The organism is Parashewanella spongiae (assembly GCF_004358345.1).
Classification (GTDB): domain Bacteria; phylum Pseudomonadota; class Gammaproteobacteria; order Enterobacterales; family Shewanellaceae; genus Parashewanella; species Parashewanella spongiae.
The window spans coordinates 3,654,242-3,672,712 of record NZ_CP037952.1; the positions used below are offsets into that span (position 1 = coordinate 3,654,242).

The window sequence follows — 18,471 nt, forward strand, 5'->3', positions numbered from 1 at the left end:
CCTCTAGTTCACTGCACTAAGCAGAGTGTCAAAAATTTGCTGAGATGTAGTCATGATCCGCGCTGACGCTTGATATGACTGTTGAAAACGAAGTAGATTGGCGGCTTCTTCATCAAGGTTCACGCCCGATTCACTTTGCACCCGTGATTCAGCTTGTTGAAAAACGGATGTTGCACTGGCTAATCGAGTTTCTGCGCCTTTGGTTTGGCTACCAATTTCGAGCTTAGTCCCTTCATACACGTCGATAAATGATGACTTGCCACCATTCATGGTTTGGGCTTCGCTCAGCGTTGCCATTTCAAGGGCGTTGGTGTTGTCGCCTGCCCCTGTTGTGCTGCTACCTGCTGCGGCAATGCCTTCTGGGTCGGTGAGTTCAACTTTAAACCCAGCTGCTGCGTCTGCCGTTGGACGTATTTCAAAGCTGTCACCATCGGCTACTGTTCCAGTGTCAATATTAATACTGAAACCATCTGCTCCGGTTAACTGATCACCAGCGGCATTTAAGGTTAATGTAGTTTCATTTCCTTTATCGTCTGTCAGTGTGTATCCGCCAGAGGTAGTGAAATCAAGCTGATAAGTTGAGCCTGTAAGCTCACCTGTATTTGAAATATCAACGGATAAGTTTGCACTGCCAGTGTTATCACTTAATGCACCCACTCGACCTGCTGAAATTAGCGGATCATTAATGTCTGTAAAGATGTTTTGTCCCACTTGACCATTCAAATCAAAACCATTGGCTTGCGCTTGATTAAATGCATCAGCCACACCCAACGCAAATTGGCCAAGCTCTTGTTGAGCGGATACTAAGGTTTCATCGCGATATTCAAATAATGCGCCTAGCTGCCCACCTAAATTTGCACCAGATAATTTGATTTCATGATCACCTGATGTTGCGATTAATTGAGGCTCTTGCGGGAAGGGATCACCTTGTTTGGTACCAACTTGCATGGATACTTCACCGGACACTAACATTACCGAACCGCCGAGCATAACGCTTTTAGCGCCTGTTTCAAGAGGAATGACATTGACTTCGGCGTACAGGCTAAGCTCTTGTATTAAGGCATCTTGACGATCCAATAACTGTGAATCATCGCCACCGCTTTCCATGAGCTCGCGATTGATACTACCAATTGCACTGCTGAGCTCATTAATACGATCCGTGATGCCTTTGATTTGATCGTTCGTTTGGCTCATTTCACCATTCAAACTTTTCTGCATTTGATTGACTGAATTTGCAAGGTTATTTGCTGAGCTTAAAACCGTTGAGCGTACTCCTAAATCATCAGGCAAGTCTGCAAGGCTATTAAGCTGGGCATAAAAGTCATTCAAGCCAGAAGGAACTGCTTTACCTGATTGGGAATACAGTTGGTCAAGGGACGACAATTTGCTAAATTTTGTCTCTGCTTCACTTAGCCCTGTTTGACCTATGCGCAATTCTCGTGCTGCAAAGTCATTATAAATACGCTTCACATCTGAAATGTAACTGCCTGATCCAAAGCTGATGTTGCCTGCTTGGAAGGAGTCTAGTGACGACTGTGTCGCTACCTGACGGTGATAGCCTACGGTATTAGCATTAGCAATGTTATTACTGGTTACCGCTAATTGTGCTTGAGAAGTTTGCACACCATTTCGAGCAATATTGAGTAGATCGCTAGCCATTACCACATCCCTCTGACTGTATTCACTTGTTGAATATCGGTTTGTTTAACGACTTTATTTGTAAGCATTACAAATGAAGCCGTATCACTAAAATTATTTACATTTCTTGTGTTCATCGCTTCACTTCCCAGCTCCAATAGAGTCCATGACAGACATCACCTTTTGAGCATACTTAGGATCTGTGGCATAGCCTGCTTGCTGTAAGGCTTGAATAAACTGCTCAGGCTTTGCTGCAACTTTAAGTGCATCTTTATAGCGTTCACCGTTAGATATGAAGCTGACAAAGTCATCGAAGCTCTGTTTCATATCTTCATACACTCTAAAGTCAGCTTGCTGCTTTACTGGTATGCCTTGTTCGAATTCCAATGTGCTGACTTTGGCTTTTTGCCCTTGCCAGCTTTTGTCTGCTTTTATATTGAATAAATTATTGCTTGGTTCACCATTGCTTTGATGAACCATTTTTTTACCCCAACCTGTTTCGAGTGCTGACTGCGCAATTAAAACTTCTGGTGTGGTACCAAGCTTGTTTGCAGCTTTTTGTGCATGGGGATAAAGCTGTTTGATAAATTCTTCTTTATTGGCAAATCGTTCGCTTGCCTGCTGGTGAACTTGAGAGGGCAACACCTTGCCGCTGACAATTTGATCTAATGCGGCTTTATCACGCATCGAACTTCCCATCACAGCGCTTGTATCATTTTTAACCAAGTTACTTTTTGTATCGGCTGAATTTTGAACAGCATGAGTAATATTTTTGACTGAGGTAATTGTGTCTATTGACGGAGAAAACGGATCTTGTCGTAAAACTGACGCCGGTTTAATGCTGCTGGTTTCAGGCGAGAGCTGTTGCACCATTAAGTCGGCGAGTCCTAGTACCCCTTTACCAGATATGTCTTGGGACAATTGCTGATCACGCATTTGTTCATAAAATGCAGTGTACTGACTGTTAAACGGGCTGTCGGACTTGAATGCTTCGTTAGCATCGCGCATGCTTTTCATCAGCATTTGTACGAAGATGCCTTCGAACTGTTTTGCCACTTCCTTTATTGCGCCTTTCTCATCCTTTTGGGCTTGAGCACGCAAGTTATCTATACTGCTTAAGTCTAGAAAATGTGATGAGTTTGCAAGCTTTTCCATAGCCTTTCCGACAACCTAAATGAATTAACTTAAATAATTATCAACTCACCATGCAAAGCACCTGCCAATTTAAGTGCTTCAAGTATGGCAAGAACATCTGAAGGTGCAGCACCAACTAAATTCACGGCACGAACAAGTTCGTCTAGCGTAGTTCCTGGGTTAAAGAAGAACATGCGTTTAAAGTCTTCACTGACATCAATATTCGAGTCGGTCGTGACAGCGGTTTGACCTTGGCCAAAGGCGTTTGGCTGTGAGACTTGAGTAGTTTCAGCAATAGTGACTGTTAGGCCGCCGTGTGTAATCGCCGCAGGCATTAGCTTGACTTGTTGACCGACCACAATAGTGCCAGTACGTGAGTTCACAATGACTTTGGCTGACTCAGCCGCTAAATCGACTTGTAAGTTTTCAACGGTGGCGAGAAATGACACTCGTTGGGATGCATCTCTTGGGGCGCTAACACGTACAGATGTTCCATCTAACGCTTTTGCCATTCCTGGGCCTAATAATTCATTGATGCTGTCGGCCATACGCTTAGCTGAAGAAAAGTCTGCTCGATGAAGGTTAAAAGTGAGGTAGTCGCCATTGGCAAATGGTGAAATGACTTCTCGCTCAATAATTGCGCCATTAGGAATACGGCCCACTGTGGGTGTGTTTTGTATGACTTTAGAGCCATCTAACCCTTCAGCACTAAAACCACTGACAACTAAACTGCCTTGTGCAACTGCGTAAATTTTTCCGTCAACACCTTTTAAAAAAGTTTGCAGTAAGGTGCCGCCACGTAAGCTTTTTGCTTCACCCAAACTCGATACGGTAATATCAATATTTTGCCCGGTTTTAATAAATGCAGGCATTTGTGCGCTAACTGCTACAACAGCAACGTTTTTAACTTTTGGACGGAAGTTGCTGGGTAAATTAATGCCAAAGTTATTTAACATGGTTTTGAAGGTTTGCTCGGTATAACGAGTTTTTTCACCTGTGCCCGGTAAACCCACCACAAGCCCATAACCTAGTAATTGGTTGCTTCGCACACCTTGGATATTGGCTATATCTTTTATACGTTGAGCACTAACCTGAGGTGTTAATAAACAGCACGCTAATGCCAAACCTAATAGTTTTTTTATGTTCATTTTTATACTCCTAGAATGGCCACCAATCGCTCAAAAAGAATTTGCTTATCCAACCCACTTTTTGAGAGTCAGCAAAAGAGCCTGTTCCACTGTATTGGATTCGTGCGTTGGCAATTCTTGGGGATTCAATCGTGTTGTCTGGTCGAATATCTTGGCTACGGACAATGCCTGTGACTCGAATAAACTCGTCACCGTTATTAATGGAAATCCACTTTTCGCCACGGATAACTAAGTGTCCATTACTTAACACTTTCATTACGTTCGCTGAAATCTGCCCATCTAAACTGTTGCTTTGATCGGCATCTGCTTCGCGATTCGTGTTATAAGCATCGCGGTAACGTAAATCGATTGGGTTACCTTTAATGGTGGCGTTTTTACCTAAACCAAATACTGGTTCGACGTTTAAGTTACTGCCTTTAGAAATTTCATTGGTGGCACTTTTTGTCGCTTGAGTAGACTCAACTAACATAACGGTTATGATGTCACCCACTTTATGTGCCCGAATATCCGAATACAGGCTCGCGACTTGTGAATCAACAAAAATAGAACCCGTTCGAACAACTTGTGTCGGCGGTGCTTCTGGATACACAGGCGCATAAAACGGATCATCAGCGATAGGCTTCTTACTGGTTGATTGACACGCAGTAAGAAACAAAATGCTAATAATAGTGAGTAATTTAAACCTGTTCATATTCATTGCGATTGCCTACTACATATTCTGGTTAACGTAAGACAACATTTGATCTACGGCTGAAATCACTTTTGAGTTCATTTCATAAATACGTTGACTTTCAATTAGGTTAACCAGTTCTTCCGTTACGTTTACGTTTGATGTTTCAAGTGCGCCTTGACGAATCGCCCCCATGCCATCAAGCCCTGCCACACCTTGAATTGGTGTGCCACTTGCCCCTGTTTCGGTATAGAGGTTTTGACCCATTGGATCTAAACCTGATGGATTAATGAAGTCAGCCATATTGAACTGACCTAACACTTGGTTTTCAGCATTACCGGCTGTCTTAACCGATACTTCACCTTCAGAAGAAACGGTAATGCTTGATGCGTCGTCAGGAATAGTAATACCGGGTTGTACGACATAGCCTGAGCCTGACGTTACGATTTGACCTGTATCGTCAATACTAAATTGACCACTACGGGTATAAGCCGTATTTCCGTCTGGTGTTTGGACTTCAAAAAAGCCCGGCCCTTCGATCATCATGTCCAGTGAATTATCGGTGGTTTGCATATTGCCTTGGCTAAACACTTTTTGTGTCGCAACAACTTTAGTACCTGCTCCAATATTTAAACCATTTGGTAATTTAGTGTTCGATGCACTAATACCACCTGCTTGATTCACTGTTTGATAAAGCAAATCTTCAAATACCGCGCGACTTTTTTTGTAACCCACCGTACTGGCGTTTGCTACGTTATTTGAGATAACTGCAATATCGGTTTGTTGAGCGTCTAGCCCTGTTTTACTTATCCATAATGCGGGATGCATGACTATCTCTCCTAACTTACGCGCATTAATGAAGAAGAGGCTTTATCTATCTCTTCTGCGGTTTTCATCATTTTGACTTGTAGTTCAAACTGACGCTGTATATCAATCAAAGCGACCATTTCTTCAACGGCACTGACATTACTTTTTTCAATCGCACCACTTTCAACCATTACAGTTGGATCGGTTGGTGCTGGTTGGCCTGATGTTTGACGAAATAAGCCATCTTCACCCCGCATTAACGTTGCCGTATCAGGATTAACAAGTTTAATTACTGCGACTTGTTCTAATGCGTCAGCTGGCGCACCTTGTGGGCGTACTGTGATTATTCCGTCTTGGGATATTTCAACTTTTTCAATAGGAAGGGGTAAGACAATTGGGCCATTTTCACTCATGATTGGATTACCACGGTCATTTTTAAGTAATCCAGTATTATCAAAACTTAGACTGCCAGAACGGGTATAAGCTTCTTGACCATCAGCTCCCTGAACGGCAAACCAACCGTTACCATTAATAGCAACGTCAAGATCTCGACCTGTGGTATTTAAAGCGCCATCACGGAAGTTGGTAGTGGCAATTTCTGTCATCGCAAAAACACGAGTCGGTAAACCTTCGCCAAACGCCTGCATCGAACGAGCTTGCGCCATATCAGCTTTAAAACCATCCGTATTAGCATTGGCCAAATTGTTGGCTCTAACAGCCAATTCAGCCATATTTTGTTTAGCACCACTGGTGGCGATATACAGTAATTTATCCATTAGTCGATCCGTCAAACATCCTACTTGAACGAATTTAAAGCATTTCTTATGCCAACCTTTGGAACGCACGTATTTACTGAGCGGAAATTAATCGGATAGATTTTTTAAGTGGATAAAATTAGTCATAGACTACAAAGAGGAAAAACATTGCCGCAAAAAATAAAACATGAAATTATTCAAAAAATAACAATACATTTTTATATTAAACTTCATCTGGTTACGAGGAAATATGGTTATCAAAGAGAACGGATTTAGGGTCTACTCAAAAAAGCAAAGTATTCGTTTAAAGTGAGAACATCACTTTCCTCTATTGGTTTTTGTGTCAAAGGATTGCGCCCTGTTTCCTTCATTACTCGCTCGATCGTGGCCTTTGAAAATAACTGTGGTACGTCTTTATCACCGCGTAACACAATTGCATCTTGGAATGTAACTTTCTCAAATGATATTGGACAGACGCCAATGACCACACTAGAATCATTTTGATGATTACTCACCTTTTCAGCTGCCATTAACACACCATTATTAATCACTGTATCTTCATTTTTATCAGTCGAAGTTCTCTCAACGAACGGCTCATCTTCGTCTGACACTATGGGCGTTGCTGCACTATTTATTGCACTACGTTGTAAGACTCTACCGACAGCAGCAGTATGAAAGTTTGCTTCATTCCATGCTCTGGCAGCACTTTCAATATGAGCAGCTATTCTAGGCATTGCTAATGCTGATGATAATTGTTTCTTAGTCACATATTTAATTAAAGGATTTTTCTCCCATGGAAAGCCTTGATAATCACATGTATCTTTAGTGAATTCAGCTCTGAAATATAGCCTAACGACTCTATTTCCATCTACCTCCGAACTTTTTTGAACAAGATCAAAACCAACTCCATTTATGCATAAAGATCGTGACGCTCCTTCGACACCGTAGGCTTTGAAACTTTCTACAACTTCTTGACCAATTTTATCAGGTGAAAAAGTTAATTTTAAAAGTGACATAAAAATGGACCTTCTTCAGCTCCATACATGTTCTGATGATTAATTAGACAGCTTTACTTTGCAAGGAACTCTTAGTTTTCGTGAGCAGAGGTTGTTCTAGGTTCAGTTTATGTTCAGCTATTCCAAAAAAAGGCACGGCTTAATTACCGTGCCTTTAACCTAAAAACATAAGTTGAACGCTGAGTATACGAGTAATTGTTTGAGCAATAAGATGATTTTATCATCATAGCTTTCACCAAATGAGTAAAGCGCTCTACGTTCACAAGCTTGCTAAAATGACTGCTATCTGCGTTGTAACTTTTGCAAGTAGAATAACTACTTGCTGCAAGCTACGCCTTACTATCAACCATTTTCTCTACGCTTGAGAACGCAGTCAACTGATGTTTCTAGGTTTAAAATAAAACAATAAATATAATTAGTTAATCTGAAGAATTGTTTGCTGCAAGGTATTATTCACTTCTAGCGTTCGTGAATTAGCTTGGAAATTACGCTGTGCTGAAATCAAATCCACCAATTCAGTAGTCAAGTCTACGTTCGATTGCTCTAAGGCTGATGACCGAATGCTACCTAATGTGCCGCTATTTGCTTCACCAGCTAGTGCTTGCCCAGAATCTAGGCTTGCACGCCATGACGTATTACCCACCTGTGTCAGTCCTTGGTCATTAGGAAAACGAGCCAGTGCTACGCGAGCTAATGGAACCGTTGAACCGTTACTATAACTCGCATTGATCAAACCATCAGCGCCAACTTCAACATTCGTTAAACGGCCTACTGTTGTGCCATCTTGCGTAAGCTCTGTTACTTCAAATGGTGCTGCATATTGAGTCGGGTTATTAAAGGCAACTGTTAAAGCTTGTGTTCCATCTGCACCGGGGCCTAATACACCAGCACCACCTACACCGAGCGGTTCGGTGGTTATTGCCGTTGGGCTACTTCCTGTATAAGTACCTGTATCGTTAAATTTAACAACAGCGCCTTGCCAACCACCAGCAGTAACTGCATTTCCTGTAGCATCTGCCGCTCCATCTCCGGTAGTGTCTCTGCCATAGGTTGCTACAGGGCCTGTTACATCAACTTGTTCTCCATCAACCGCATAATATGCTACCCAGTTGCTCTCGCCAGTATATGAACCATTATTTGGTTTAACATAGTACGTCGTCATGACATGTGGCTCACCGAGTGAGTCGTAAAAAGTCACCGAAGTTGAGTTATTAAAAGTATCGCTATCGTCCGGATTAAATAATGCAGGATCTTTAGTGCTTTCACCGGCATTAAGATTCATTTGAATGCCAATATTATCCGTTTTTACAGGGCTACCAGCGGTATCAGGAATTTTAACAGGTTGGGTGGTTGTTAAGCTCACTGACGTCGAATTACCATCTTTATCTACTGGAAATGTACGTAAGTAATTGCCCGCTGAATCAACCATAAAGTTTTCAGAATCAACTTTAAATGCACCAGCTCGGGTATACGTTAAATCTTGAGAGTTTTGATCACTTGAAGTGACAAAGTAACCGCCTCCGCTGATCGCCATATCAAGCGCATTTTTAGTAATTTGCAAACTTCCTTGATGAAATTGTTGCGCTACTTGAGAAGTTGTCACACCACCACCGACAGCCGTTTTTCCATTTGAAAAAATAGAGTTAGCATAAACATCAGCGAATTCTGCACGAGATTCTTTAAAACCAATAGTATTCGCGTTAGCGATATTATTAGCGGTTGTGTTTAAATCCTTTTGTGCGGCTTCAATGCCACTTAAAGCGATGTTGAACGACATAAGTCCCCCTGTTCCTGCATCAAATTTAACTGGCGAGATCCCCGCCAATATTATTTTTCCAATTAATAAGGCTTTATTTTTAAGTGGCTATTCTCTGAGCCTGAAACCGCCACTTAAGCCTGATTTACTTGTACTAGCTCTCTGAAACAGCAAGTACATCTGTTAATTTAATTCCACTGCCGCCTTTCAAATTCAAAATAGCGCCAGTACTCGCATTACCTAATGAAACACTCGTAACGTGGGCATAAGTTGAAACGGCTAAATCTTGTGATTCACTGCCCACAAGCCCACTGGCTTTAATTGAATAATTGCCTTCGGCTACAGGATTTCCGTTTTTATCTAATCCATCCCATGCCACTTCGACATTACCGCCAGCACGGCCATCTACTTTGAATGTTTGAACCAACTGACCATTCTCATCTTCAACACGAACAGTAATTTCATCAATTGGACGGGGCGTACTGACGACACCTTTCAGTTCAGGCTCTGCAGGTGTTACATGACCAACATTGGTTGGGATCAACACTTTACGACCAACAAGACTCGATGCTTGCAAAGCTTGGCTTGAGCTAGTCAAACCATTAAGATTTTGAATTTCTTCATTCAACTTAGAAATACCATCAACAGTGGAAAATGAGGACATTTGCGAAATCATTTGGTCATTATCAACAGGCTTAAACGGGTCTTGGTAAGACAACTGCTGTGTTAACAAGGAGAAAAAGTCTTCTTGAGTCAACTGCTGATTATTATTTGGCGCAGGAATATTTGACTCTTCAGGCAAACGAATGCCATCTAAAAACGGATTTCCAGTAGAATTAACTGTATCCATATGTCACCCCTTATTTGCCCATTCTTAATGTCTGCTGAAGCATACTTTTTGCGGCATCAGCAACTTGCGTATTCATTTGATAGGTGCGTGATGCCGAAATCATGTCGGCCATCTCTTCCATTACATTAACGTTTGGTTTGTAAATAAAACCGTCAGCGTCTGACATTGGATGATCCGGTGAGTACTCCTTTATCAAGGGTGCATCACTTTCAACAATGCCTTTGACAGCCACTTTCATAGAGGATTGCTGACCTAAAGATTGAGCTGCTGTGGCATTCGCCATTTCAGCAGCAAAAACAGGGTGGCGAGCTCGATAGGTTTCATTGATACTGCTCGATACAGCATCAGCATTGGCAACGTTACTGGCCGTCGTATTAAGACGAACTGATTGCGCTGACATGCCTGAACCTGCAACATCAAAAATATTAAATAAGCTCATGATTACTCGCCTCTAATTGCTTTTTTTAATCCATTAAATTTACTTTCTAAAAAACCAAGAGACATTTGGTACTCAAGAGTGTTTTCCATGAAAGCAGCTTGTTCCTGTTGCATATCTACCGTGTTGCCATCACCAGTATCTGGTTGATTTGGTATGCGATACCCAGATTCAGCTTGAAGAGATGATTGAATAGCGAAATGATTTTGATGTGTTCCACCTAAGCTAACTCCCCGCTGACGAGAAGTGGCTTGTTGCATTGCCTTAGCAAAATCTACATCTTTAGCTTTAAATTGAGGAGTGTCTGCATTTGCTATATTACTTGCCAACACTTCAGCACGTTGGGCTCGAATACCCAAAGTATGTTGATGCACACCCAACGCTTTATCAAAACTAATCGCCATAAAACCGCCCTTCCTTTAAACTTATTCAAAGAAAAGCAATTGTTATGCCAAAACGGTGTTTCGTTATTAATAAAGGAAAAACGCACCAATAAGAGAGAGGAATAAAAAAGCTAACTATTTAATAAAACAGGCTGTTAGCTCTTTTTCTGGTAATAGATCCCAGGGTTACAACGTATCATGTCAAATTCATCACTGAGTCCAGTAATTGACTCTGAAGCACCTAAAAAGAGAATACCTTTAGGGTTAAGTGCGGCAGCATATTGCCGTAGTATTTTTGCTTTTGCCTCAGGAGAGAAATAGATCAACACATTGCGACAAAAAATAATGTCAAACTTTCCTAACAAATTGTAACTATCAAGCAAATTATGAGACCGAAAACTCACCAGAGAGCGTACATTTTGTTTAACCTTCATATTTCCTGACGGAAGAGGATCAAAAAACTGACGCTTACGTTCTTCGGACAATCCTCGAGCTAATGCTAAGCTGTCGTACTCAGCTTCTTGGCAACGCTCTAACATCGTTTTCGATAAATCGGTAGCAAGAATTGAAATATTTTTGTTAAGATTCACTGGGTTGTGTTGTCGATGCTCTAAGATACTCATCGCAATCGAATACGGTTCTTGCCCTGACGAACAAGCTGCCGACCATATTTTAATTGGTTTATTCTGTTCACAAAGCTTTGGGAGAATTTTTTTACTTAGTAACTCAAACGGGTATCGATCTCTAAACCATAAAGTTTCATTGGTCGTCATCGCATCAACCGCTTCTATACGCAATTGGCGCTCAACAGGCTCCATAGAACGCTGGACGACATGTGAGATGGAAGGCAAATTGAACTTTCCCATCAAAGGTGCAAGTCGACTACGAACTAAATACTGTTTATTATCACCGAGAACAATACCACTTTGTTGTTCAAGGAAGTTTTTAAACTTTTGATATTCTTCTTCTGCTAGCGTTCGATTCGGCACCGTTTCATCCTACTTATATTAAAACAAGCATCAGCTCTTGGTTGGGGTAATCCATTACAAAAACTGAAGCGCTGGCGTTATACCTTAATACTTACATTTGTTCAACAAGAGCATTAACTCTAGTCTAACATTTGCGCCTATGCGAGATGTTTATAAGCTCAATTGTTTATTTACAGCTGTTGCTAATTCATCTGGACTAAATTTCGCAATAAAATCATTCGCCCCAACCTTTTCAACCATAGCCTGATTGAATACACCACTTAAAGATGTATGTAATACCACTTTAATATTTTTTAACTTAGGATCATCACGAATTTCAGCCGTTAATGTATATCCATCCATTTCTGGCATCTCAATATCTGAAATAATAAGCGGGATCTCATAAGACAAATCATCTGTATTTTCAGCCGCTTCTTTTAAAATCTGTAGCGCTTCTTTACCGTCTTTAGCGGTATCGATATTCAAGTTAAGATCACTCAAAGATCTTACTATTTGTTTTCGGGCAACAGACGAATCGTCGATTACAAGAACATTATACTGTTTATCGCGGTCAAGTGTTAAAGCATCTGAGGCTTCTTTACTGAGAGACGTTTTAACAGGTGAAATTTCATCAAGGATTTTTTCAACATCTAAAATTTCTATCAACTCATCTTCAACTTCTGCAACTGCGGTTAAATAAGAGTTACGCCCTGCACCTACTGGAGGAGGTAAAATAGATTCCCAGTTCATATTAATAATGCGTTCAACTGATTGAACTAAAAAGCCCTGAACACTTCGATTGTATTCAGATATAATAATAAAACTGGATGAAATATCTTGAATTGGCTGACCACCGGTTGCTGCACTCAAGTCTATCACTGATATTGTCGTACCTCGGATATGTGCAACACCACGAACAAAAGGATTTAATTTAGGTAAAGTCGTCAATGGAGGGCATTGTAAGACTTCTTTTACTTTGAAAACATTGATACCAAATCTTTGTTTTCCATCAAAACGAAAAAGTAACAACTCTAAGCGATTTTGCCCTACAAGCTGGGTACGCTTATTAACGGATTCAAGAATGCTCGACATAATCCAACCTACTTTTTTAACAGAAACATAAAGTGTAATTTCACATTATAATACCATTTATTAACATTCTTAGGCATAACCTTTGGATATTAAAGCGCTGGCCAACATCTTCGACTAATAACGTCAGTATCCTTAAGAGATTTCTGACTGATTTGTTAACCGAATATTATACACGAATTAAAGTATAGGCTTGTTTTTATAGAACGACAGAGATCCAAGTTAATGAAACTAAAAATTATATTTCTGCTCATCATTTTTACATTTTCATCATCGGCGATGAGCACATATTTCATACCCAACGCTAAAGAAATTGCACAGATTGCCGAGCAAGCTGTAAAAGAAAAAATGAGCACACTTCCTAATGCAAAGGTCGATTTACATATTCAACGTTTTGATAAACGATTCATTTCCCCTAAATGTAGTGCTCCTATAACTTCACAGATAACAGCAGAAAAAATTAAACGACACAATACCGTTAAACTCAGCTGTGAAAGAGCCGATCAAGATTTTCTATGGACAATTTATTTGTCGGTAAATGTCACTATCAGTTATCAAGTCGTCGTGGCAAGCAAAACCATTATGGCTGGCGAACGAATTGAAACATCGAATACGACTTTGGAGTTTGTCAATGAAACCAGTCTTCGAGGTGGGCAATTTCAATCTCTTGAAAGCGTAATGGGAACTCGTACAAAGCGTCGTTCTATGAAAGGCGCGGCCATTTTAAAGCAAAATATTTGTTACGTATGTAAAGGCGACGACGTTGCCATTTACGCCAAGTCAAAAAACTTACATATAAAAACCAGCGGTGAAGCTCTCAAAGACGGAAATTTACAAGATTTAATACGAGTTAAAAACTTAAATTCAAACAAAATCATAGAAGCACGTGTGATAGGGATTGGCGAAGTTGAAGTCAGGATGTAAAATAAACTAAAGCTATAATTTTTATTGCCGATACACTATATAGAAAAATGATCTTTTGATGCTGGGGCACACTATGGATATCGAAACAAGCAAGTTTAATAGCAACATTAACTCAAGGATGAAGGCTCAACAAACGGCAAACCAAACGCCTAAAACTGAGACGAGTTCTTCTCAAAGCAGTGAAGCAGCCAAATCACCAAAAGGCGATTCAGTCGTTATTACGGCTCAGGCTCAACAGCTACAAAAAATGCAAACAAAGCTGACACTAATGAGCGATATCGATCAAAAGAAAGTCTCAGAGATTAAACAAGCTATTTCTGAAGGCAAATATAAAGTTGACCCGCAAAAGCTCGCAGAAAACATCGCAAGTTTTGAAACAGAGCTCAATGATCTGTATAACGATCAACAAAACGCTACAGTGAAGTAATATAAATATGGTTGAAGTTGCTAAAATACTTGAGCACCAGCTCAGTTTATTAAGCCATTTAAAAAGTGTCATTAGTGATGAAAATGAAGCGTTAACATCTCAAAACGCCGAAAAGCTCTTAAATCTCGCTAAAGAAAAGTCAGATTGTTTGATCAAGCTTCAACAAAATGATTCTCAACTTGCTTCCCCAGAGCACGTTGAGTTTTTTACTAGCTCAAAAGAATATTCGGATAAAGCCATTCTAGCAAAAGCAATGTTAAAAGAGTGCCAAGATTTAAATGAACAGAATGCCAGCCTTATCGAACATAGCATTGCCAGCTTAAACCGTTTGTCCCAAGCCCTTCAAGCCAGTCGAAATACCTTCTCATTAACCTATGATGACAAAGGCAAGACTTCTACGATTTCAACCTTAGGAAACAAGCTAGAAGCATAAACAAATCAATTGGTTATGAAAAACGCAAAAAATAAACTTTCGCATTTTTGTATGCTTTCAACTAATAGTATTTAAACTTTAGATAAATCGGTTGGGAGTGTTCAGATAGCAAGGCATGAATAGCAGCAAGTAGTGGTTACCGATATACAAAACTGTCGTTAGGAACTGTCCCTAAATAACTTCCCGATTTGTTACTGCTTAAAATTGCCAGTATCAAGGCGCGAAGAATGAAGTTTAGTTATTCTAAATGAAAAATGAGTAACGCAGAGAGTGGCAATTTTAAGCGTAACCCTTTGGGCTGTGTTTATTTTTGGCTTCTACTGTGTTGTCGAAAGCTTATGTAGAGTAACTACACCACACTTTCTTCGCCTTGTATAAGCTCAAAAATAAACGACAGCAAAACAGGGAAGTTATTTTGGGACAGTTCCTTACTTCGTTTCTACTTGCAAAACTTATAACGCAGCTAGCGGTGATTTTGGCAAGTATATGTATGTTCAGCACTCACCTGACCAGTGAATCAGGGTTGTTTAATTTTGTATTTAACTTCAATGAATTAAAGTTAAATTGTGCGTTCAACCGATTTGTTTAGGTTAAAAGTAGGTTACTCTTTTGACCTTTCGGCTGGGATTCTGCTGCTCATACAACTGCCAGACTTGTTGATAATCAAGCTCAAGTTCTGTCACATAAAAATCACCAGAAAGATAAGTTTTGATGACTTTCGCGCCACGTATTACGCCTGAAACCGAAGCCTTTACCTTATCATTTTTCAACATCCAATCGTTAACACTCGATTCAGCAGTGATCTTTTGACCGTAAACCTGTTCGGCTAATTCACGATAGGCCGCAACTTTTGAAGCTTGAATGGCCATTAACACTTTTTTTGAATGAGACTTTGCAGGTTGTTCATCTAAAGGGGCATACCCAATAGCGGTAAGTGTTGGAAATGATTTAGGCTGTTCATTTTCCCACTGCACGTATCTATCGCGCTGAGCACACCCTACAGAAGCGATGATTAAAAGAAATGGAATCAAAAGTTTCATTGCTTTACTCCTACTTGTTGAACATTCTCATGGCCTCTTTGCGGGTAACGATAAATATTACCATCTCTCACTACTACTTTTTCAGATAGTGCTAAATACTCTGCCAGCATTTTGGCAGGTGTACGACTCTGTACCGCTGATAACACATGATTATCGGTAAGATTAACGATTCGGCTATTAATGATAATTCCGCGAGTATCCATATCAATACTTGAAACGACAATATGTTCAACATTTTGATCTTGAGGTAGCAGCTTCCAATCGCGAGATAAAATAAAGTCGCCAGTTGAAGTGACTCTAAGGGCTTCAGCTACATTTACATCAATGACTTGATAACCATGCATTTTAAAACCAGCAATCAAGCCCTGCTGCAATTGACTCGACAGTGAGGTTGTAGAAGTAAAATCGTTTGATAAAACTGGCGTTGCGATAACGACTGGAGTATCAATCGCAAACAAATCACTTTGCTCAATGAGATTCGTTGCAATTTCTTGAGTTAATTTATGGATTACAACAACAGGTTTATGTTTTGAATTTTGCATAGACTCAACAAACTGATAGTCACGACCTTTATTTGCAGCACAACCACACATGGCACCAATCAACAAAAGTAAAGCTAGCCTTCTCATATGATACTCCATCCCACAATTTTGGACTTTAATGCCAAAACTCGTTGAACTTAATTTTATGCTGGTAATCCAATTCCGACTTCCCAACTCAATATTGTTTTATCGACCTACAACTTAAAGTCTTTACTACTTTAATTAGGTCAAAATTAAATTATTGGAATAAACTTTGCTTAAAATTATATCATTTACATTTTGTCAATCACATGACGTGAGCATTAAAGGCCGTAATTCTATGCGTTCAATAACCAATAACTTGTTTATCATTTGCATGAGTTTTGCAGTGTTCTCCTACGACACTCAAGCCGAATGGCTAACCGTCAGTGGTGAAGCGCTTATAATGAATAACGAAGTGAACTCTGCTCGAAATGAAGCGATTAACAATGCATTAAAATCTGCAAGCTTTTATCATGGTATTCAAATAAACAGCACTCAAGAATTTCAAAATGGCAAATTACTCTCTGATAACATCACGTTAGAGAATCCCCCTAATTCACAGAAGTTCGAATTCGTCAGTGAACAAATTAGAAATAATATTATCCACGTTGAAATTAGAATTGACACAGACGTTCATAACAAAAATACTGATCAACTTAGTTCTGGAAAGTCTATAGTATTTATCCCTCAAGCCACTGTTAAGGACAGAACGCAATTAAGATATGGACAACTATATGGTTTCGAAGAAGCAATTTCGGAGCAAATAGGTCGTTCATTGACAAAACATTCTCAGCTTACACTCGCCAATGTTCATGCAACGGAACGATTGGATCATCAACAAAACACCTTTAACAATACAAATGAGCTTCCTAAATGGATTAGTTTAAAAACCGATAGTCAATACATACTTACACCTACTGTTCTAAATATTGCCCCTGAAACCGCTAAAACTGGTCCACTCGGTTTTTGGAAAGTATCTCAGTCCAGACAATTCCGAATTCGTTTTTCACTCTATCATGGCATTAGTGGTGAAAACATTTGGAATCGAGTGTATTCAACCTCTGCAGATTGGGATTTTAAACCTCATGAAATTATCTCACCTTTTTCAGATGAGTTTTGGAATTCAGAATACGGAGAAGAAATAGAACACACTCTAGAAAAGGCAAGCCATGAGATGGATGAAGCGCTTAAAGAACGTCCATTAATGGGACAAATAATCTCTATCGACAACTACCAAATGATCATCAACCTCGGACGAAAGCATGGAATGGTAGTAGGAGATACGCTAAAAATAGTGCTGAAGAATGATCTCCCCGATAGATTGAATGTCAGTAGGATCATTGCAATAAAAAGTAAAGCTTCTGTTCATGTCACACAGTTAACTGAATCTACCGCTGTGGTTCGTTGGAGTAACCCTAAAATCCTTGAAAACATACAAATTGACGATATAGTGCTTAAGATTTAATCAAACAAAACCAATATTTACTTAAGGCTTTCAATAGCAAACAAAACAAGTATAATTTTGCTTGTTTCCATCCTCCCTATAGTTCAACTGGATAGAACTGCCGCCTCCTAAGCGGCCGATCGGGGTTCGAGTCCCTGTGGGGAGACCAAAAACACCTTTTATAGCTTATTTTTCAACAGGTTAATTTTTTAGTTAAATTTTGTGCCAAGTATGTGCCAAGTTGAAACAGGCCTTTTTACCCTTATTTTCGTTTTTTTCGTCGCCTTTGCTTATCAATATTCAACTACCGACTGCTTCACTAATCCCACTAACTTACATTTGTCATCGAGTGTGATTATTGGGTATTGAGGATTAAAAGATTTCAAATATCGGTTCTGACCTTCAATGATGAGCTGCTTAAAAATAGCTTGTTCTGCACCGGGTAAAACGGCAATGACTAGATCACCAGACTTAAATAAGCTTTCAACTTGGGGCTGAACAATAATGATTGCCCCTTCAGGAATATTTCGACTTCCAGAGCCTTCCATTCCATCACCATGAACACGAAGCACAAAACCTTTCTCATCGGTTAAATCTGCGGTAACTCGCCAGTATTCACCCAACTCACTTGAATCAAAAGTTAAATAAAACTCATCCCAACAAATAGCCTGCTTCCAACTGACTTCAGGAATTCGTCTTATTTGGTCTTTTAACTCTTTCCTTTGAACAAAAGGCTCCCCAACTCCTGTAGACAACCAATTGGAATCAACTCCAAGTTCATCACACATAGGCAAAAGAAAGGTCGAGTTTTTAGTTTGCCCTCTGCAGACCCGACTTATTGCCTGTTGCTTTACACCAAGCCGTTGCGCAAGCTCCGTTTGCGTGATGCCCGAAGTTTTAAGTACATATTCCAAGCGTTCTGAAAGTTTGTTCATAGCAAAATCATATAAATAAGTACGATATTGAACAAGGATACACTTGCCTTGAAAC

Annotated in this window: 20 protein-coding genes and 1 tRNA gene; 5 read left to right on the forward strand and 16 right to left on the reverse strand. The window is 40.0% G+C overall.

What is annotated here, in order from left to right; translation table 11 throughout:
* Positions 1–3: 3 nt before the first annotated feature.
* From flgK to E2I05_RS14450, 13 genes are all read right to left on the reverse strand, one after another.
* Positions 4–1,659: a flagellar hook-associated protein FlgK gene (flgK, locus tag E2I05_RS14390; protein WP_121851650.1), complete on the reverse strand. Its 1,656-nt coding sequence runs from the start codon at positions 1,657–1,659 to the stop codon at positions 4–6.
* 120 nt (positions 1,660–1,779) lie between these two features.
* Positions 1,780–2,793, reverse strand: coding sequence for a flagellar assembly peptidoglycan hydrolase FlgJ (gene flgJ, locus E2I05_RS14395; RefSeq protein ID WP_121851649.1), 1,014 nt, complete (start codon positions 2,791–2,793; stop codon positions 1,780–1,782).
* A 29-nt stretch (positions 2,794–2,822) separates the two neighbouring features.
* On the reverse strand, positions 2,823–3,914 hold the full coding sequence (locus E2I05_RS14400; RefSeq protein ID WP_376707887.1) for a flagellar basal body P-ring protein FlgI: 1,092 nt from the start codon (positions 3,912–3,914) through the stop codon (positions 2,823–2,825).
* A gap of 16 nt (positions 3,915–3,930) precedes the next feature.
* Positions 3,931–4,611 carry a flagellar basal body L-ring protein FlgH gene (gene flgH, locus E2I05_RS14405; RefSeq protein WP_121851681.1) on the reverse strand — a complete coding sequence of 227 codons (681 nt, stop codon included), beginning with the start codon at positions 4,609–4,611 and terminating at the stop codon, positions 3,931–3,933.
* 18 nt (positions 4,612–4,629) lie between these two features.
* Positions 4,630–5,418, reverse strand: coding sequence for a flagellar basal-body rod protein FlgG (flgG, locus tag E2I05_RS14410; RefSeq protein WP_121851647.1), 789 nt, complete (start codon positions 5,416–5,418; stop codon positions 4,630–4,632).
* 11 nt (positions 5,419–5,429) lie between these two features.
* Complete coding sequence (gene flgF / locus E2I05_RS14415; protein WP_121851646.1) at positions 5,430–6,173, reverse strand: flagellar basal-body rod protein FlgF; 744 nt, start codon at positions 6,171–6,173, stop codon at positions 5,430–5,432.
* A 251-nt stretch (positions 6,174–6,424) separates the two neighbouring features.
* Positions 6,425–7,168: an RING finger protein gene (locus E2I05_RS14420; protein ID WP_121851645.1), complete on the reverse strand. Its 744-nt coding sequence runs from the start codon at positions 7,166–7,168 to the stop codon at positions 6,425–6,427.
* Positions 7,169–7,583: 415 nt separating this feature from the next.
* Positions 7,584–8,945, reverse strand: coding sequence for a flagellar hook protein FlgE (gene flgE / locus E2I05_RS14425; RefSeq protein ID WP_121851644.1), 1,362 nt, complete (start codon positions 8,943–8,945; stop codon positions 7,584–7,586).
* 133 nt (positions 8,946–9,078) lie between these two features.
* Positions 9,079–9,774, reverse strand: coding sequence for a flagellar hook assembly protein FlgD (gene flgD / locus E2I05_RS14430; RefSeq protein WP_121851643.1), 696 nt, complete (start codon positions 9,772–9,774; stop codon positions 9,079–9,081).
* Positions 9,775–9,784: 10 nt separating this feature from the next.
* A complete protein-coding gene (gene flgC / locus E2I05_RS14435; RefSeq protein WP_121851642.1) occupies positions 9,785–10,213 on the reverse strand; it encodes a flagellar basal body rod protein FlgC in 429 nt (142 codons plus the stop codon).
* 2 nt (positions 10,214–10,215) lie between these two features.
* Positions 10,216–10,614 carry a flagellar basal body rod protein FlgB gene (gene flgB / locus E2I05_RS14440; RefSeq protein ID WP_121851641.1) on the reverse strand — a complete coding sequence of 133 codons (399 nt, stop codon included), beginning with the start codon at positions 10,612–10,614 and terminating at the stop codon, positions 10,216–10,218.
* Positions 10,615–10,748: 134 nt separating this feature from the next.
* Positions 10,749–11,582, reverse strand: coding sequence for a CheR family methyltransferase (locus E2I05_RS14445; protein WP_121851640.1), 834 nt, complete (start codon positions 11,580–11,582; stop codon positions 10,749–10,751).
* A 150-nt stretch (positions 11,583–11,732) separates the two neighbouring features.
* Positions 11,733–12,653 carry a chemotaxis protein CheV gene (locus E2I05_RS14450; protein ID WP_121851639.1) on the reverse strand — a complete coding sequence of 307 codons (921 nt, stop codon included), beginning with the start codon at positions 12,651–12,653 and terminating at the stop codon, positions 11,733–11,735.
* A gap of 222 nt (positions 12,654–12,875) precedes the next feature.
* On the opposite strand from E2I05_RS14450, the gene flgA reads away from it, so the two are divergent.
* The 3 genes from flgA to E2I05_RS14465 all read left to right on the forward strand — a co-directional run bounded on the left by flgA (position 12,876) and on the right by E2I05_RS14465 (position 14,434).
* Positions 12,876–13,574 carry a flagellar basal body P-ring formation chaperone FlgA gene (gene flgA / locus E2I05_RS14455; protein ID WP_121851638.1) on the forward strand — a complete coding sequence of 233 codons (699 nt, stop codon included), beginning with the start codon at positions 12,876–12,878 and terminating at the stop codon, positions 13,572–13,574.
* Between the two features lie 73 nt (positions 13,575–13,647).
* The gene (gene flgM / locus E2I05_RS14460) at positions 13,648–14,001 is read left to right on the forward strand and encodes a flagellar biosynthesis anti-sigma factor FlgM (protein WP_121851637.1); all 354 of its coding nucleotides are present in this window, start codon (positions 13,648–13,650) and stop codon (positions 13,999–14,001) included.
* A gap of 7 nt (positions 14,002–14,008) precedes the next feature.
* Complete coding sequence (locus E2I05_RS14465; RefSeq protein ID WP_121851636.1) at positions 14,009–14,434, forward strand: flagella synthesis protein FlgN; 426 nt, start codon at positions 14,009–14,011, stop codon at positions 14,432–14,434.
* Positions 14,435–15,024: 590 nt separating this feature from the next.
* Here E2I05_RS14465 and E2I05_RS14470 read toward each other — a convergent pair.
* Both E2I05_RS14470 and E2I05_RS14475 read right to left on the reverse strand, forming a co-directional pair.
* Positions 15,025–15,474: an LPP20 family lipoprotein gene (locus E2I05_RS14470; protein WP_121851635.1), complete on the reverse strand. Its 450-nt coding sequence runs from the start codon at positions 15,472–15,474 to the stop codon at positions 15,025–15,027.
* Complete coding sequence (locus E2I05_RS14475; RefSeq protein WP_121851634.1) at positions 15,471–16,103, reverse strand: FlgO family outer membrane protein; 633 nt, start codon at positions 16,101–16,103, stop codon at positions 15,471–15,473. The genes E2I05_RS14470 and E2I05_RS14475 overlap by 4 nt, the downstream gene beginning before the upstream one ends.
* Before the next feature lie 232 nt (positions 16,104–16,335).
* Between E2I05_RS14475 and E2I05_RS14480 the strand changes: the two genes are divergently transcribed.
* Entirely contained in the window at positions 16,336–17,502 is a 1,167-nt protein-coding gene (locus E2I05_RS14480) for a flagellar assembly protein T N-terminal domain-containing protein (protein WP_133309712.1), read from the forward strand.
* 72 nt (positions 17,503–17,574) lie between these two features.
* Positions 17,575–17,650, forward strand: a tRNA-Arg gene (locus E2I05_RS14485).
* Positions 17,651–17,774: 124 nt separating this feature from the next.
* Here the strand turns inward: E2I05_RS14485 and E2I05_RS14490 are convergent.
* Positions 17,775–18,416 carry a LexA family protein gene (locus tag E2I05_RS14490; RefSeq protein ID WP_121851632.1) on the reverse strand — a complete coding sequence of 214 codons (642 nt, stop codon included), beginning with the start codon at positions 18,414–18,416 and terminating at the stop codon, positions 17,775–17,777.
* Positions 18,417–18,471: the final 55 nt, after the last annotated feature.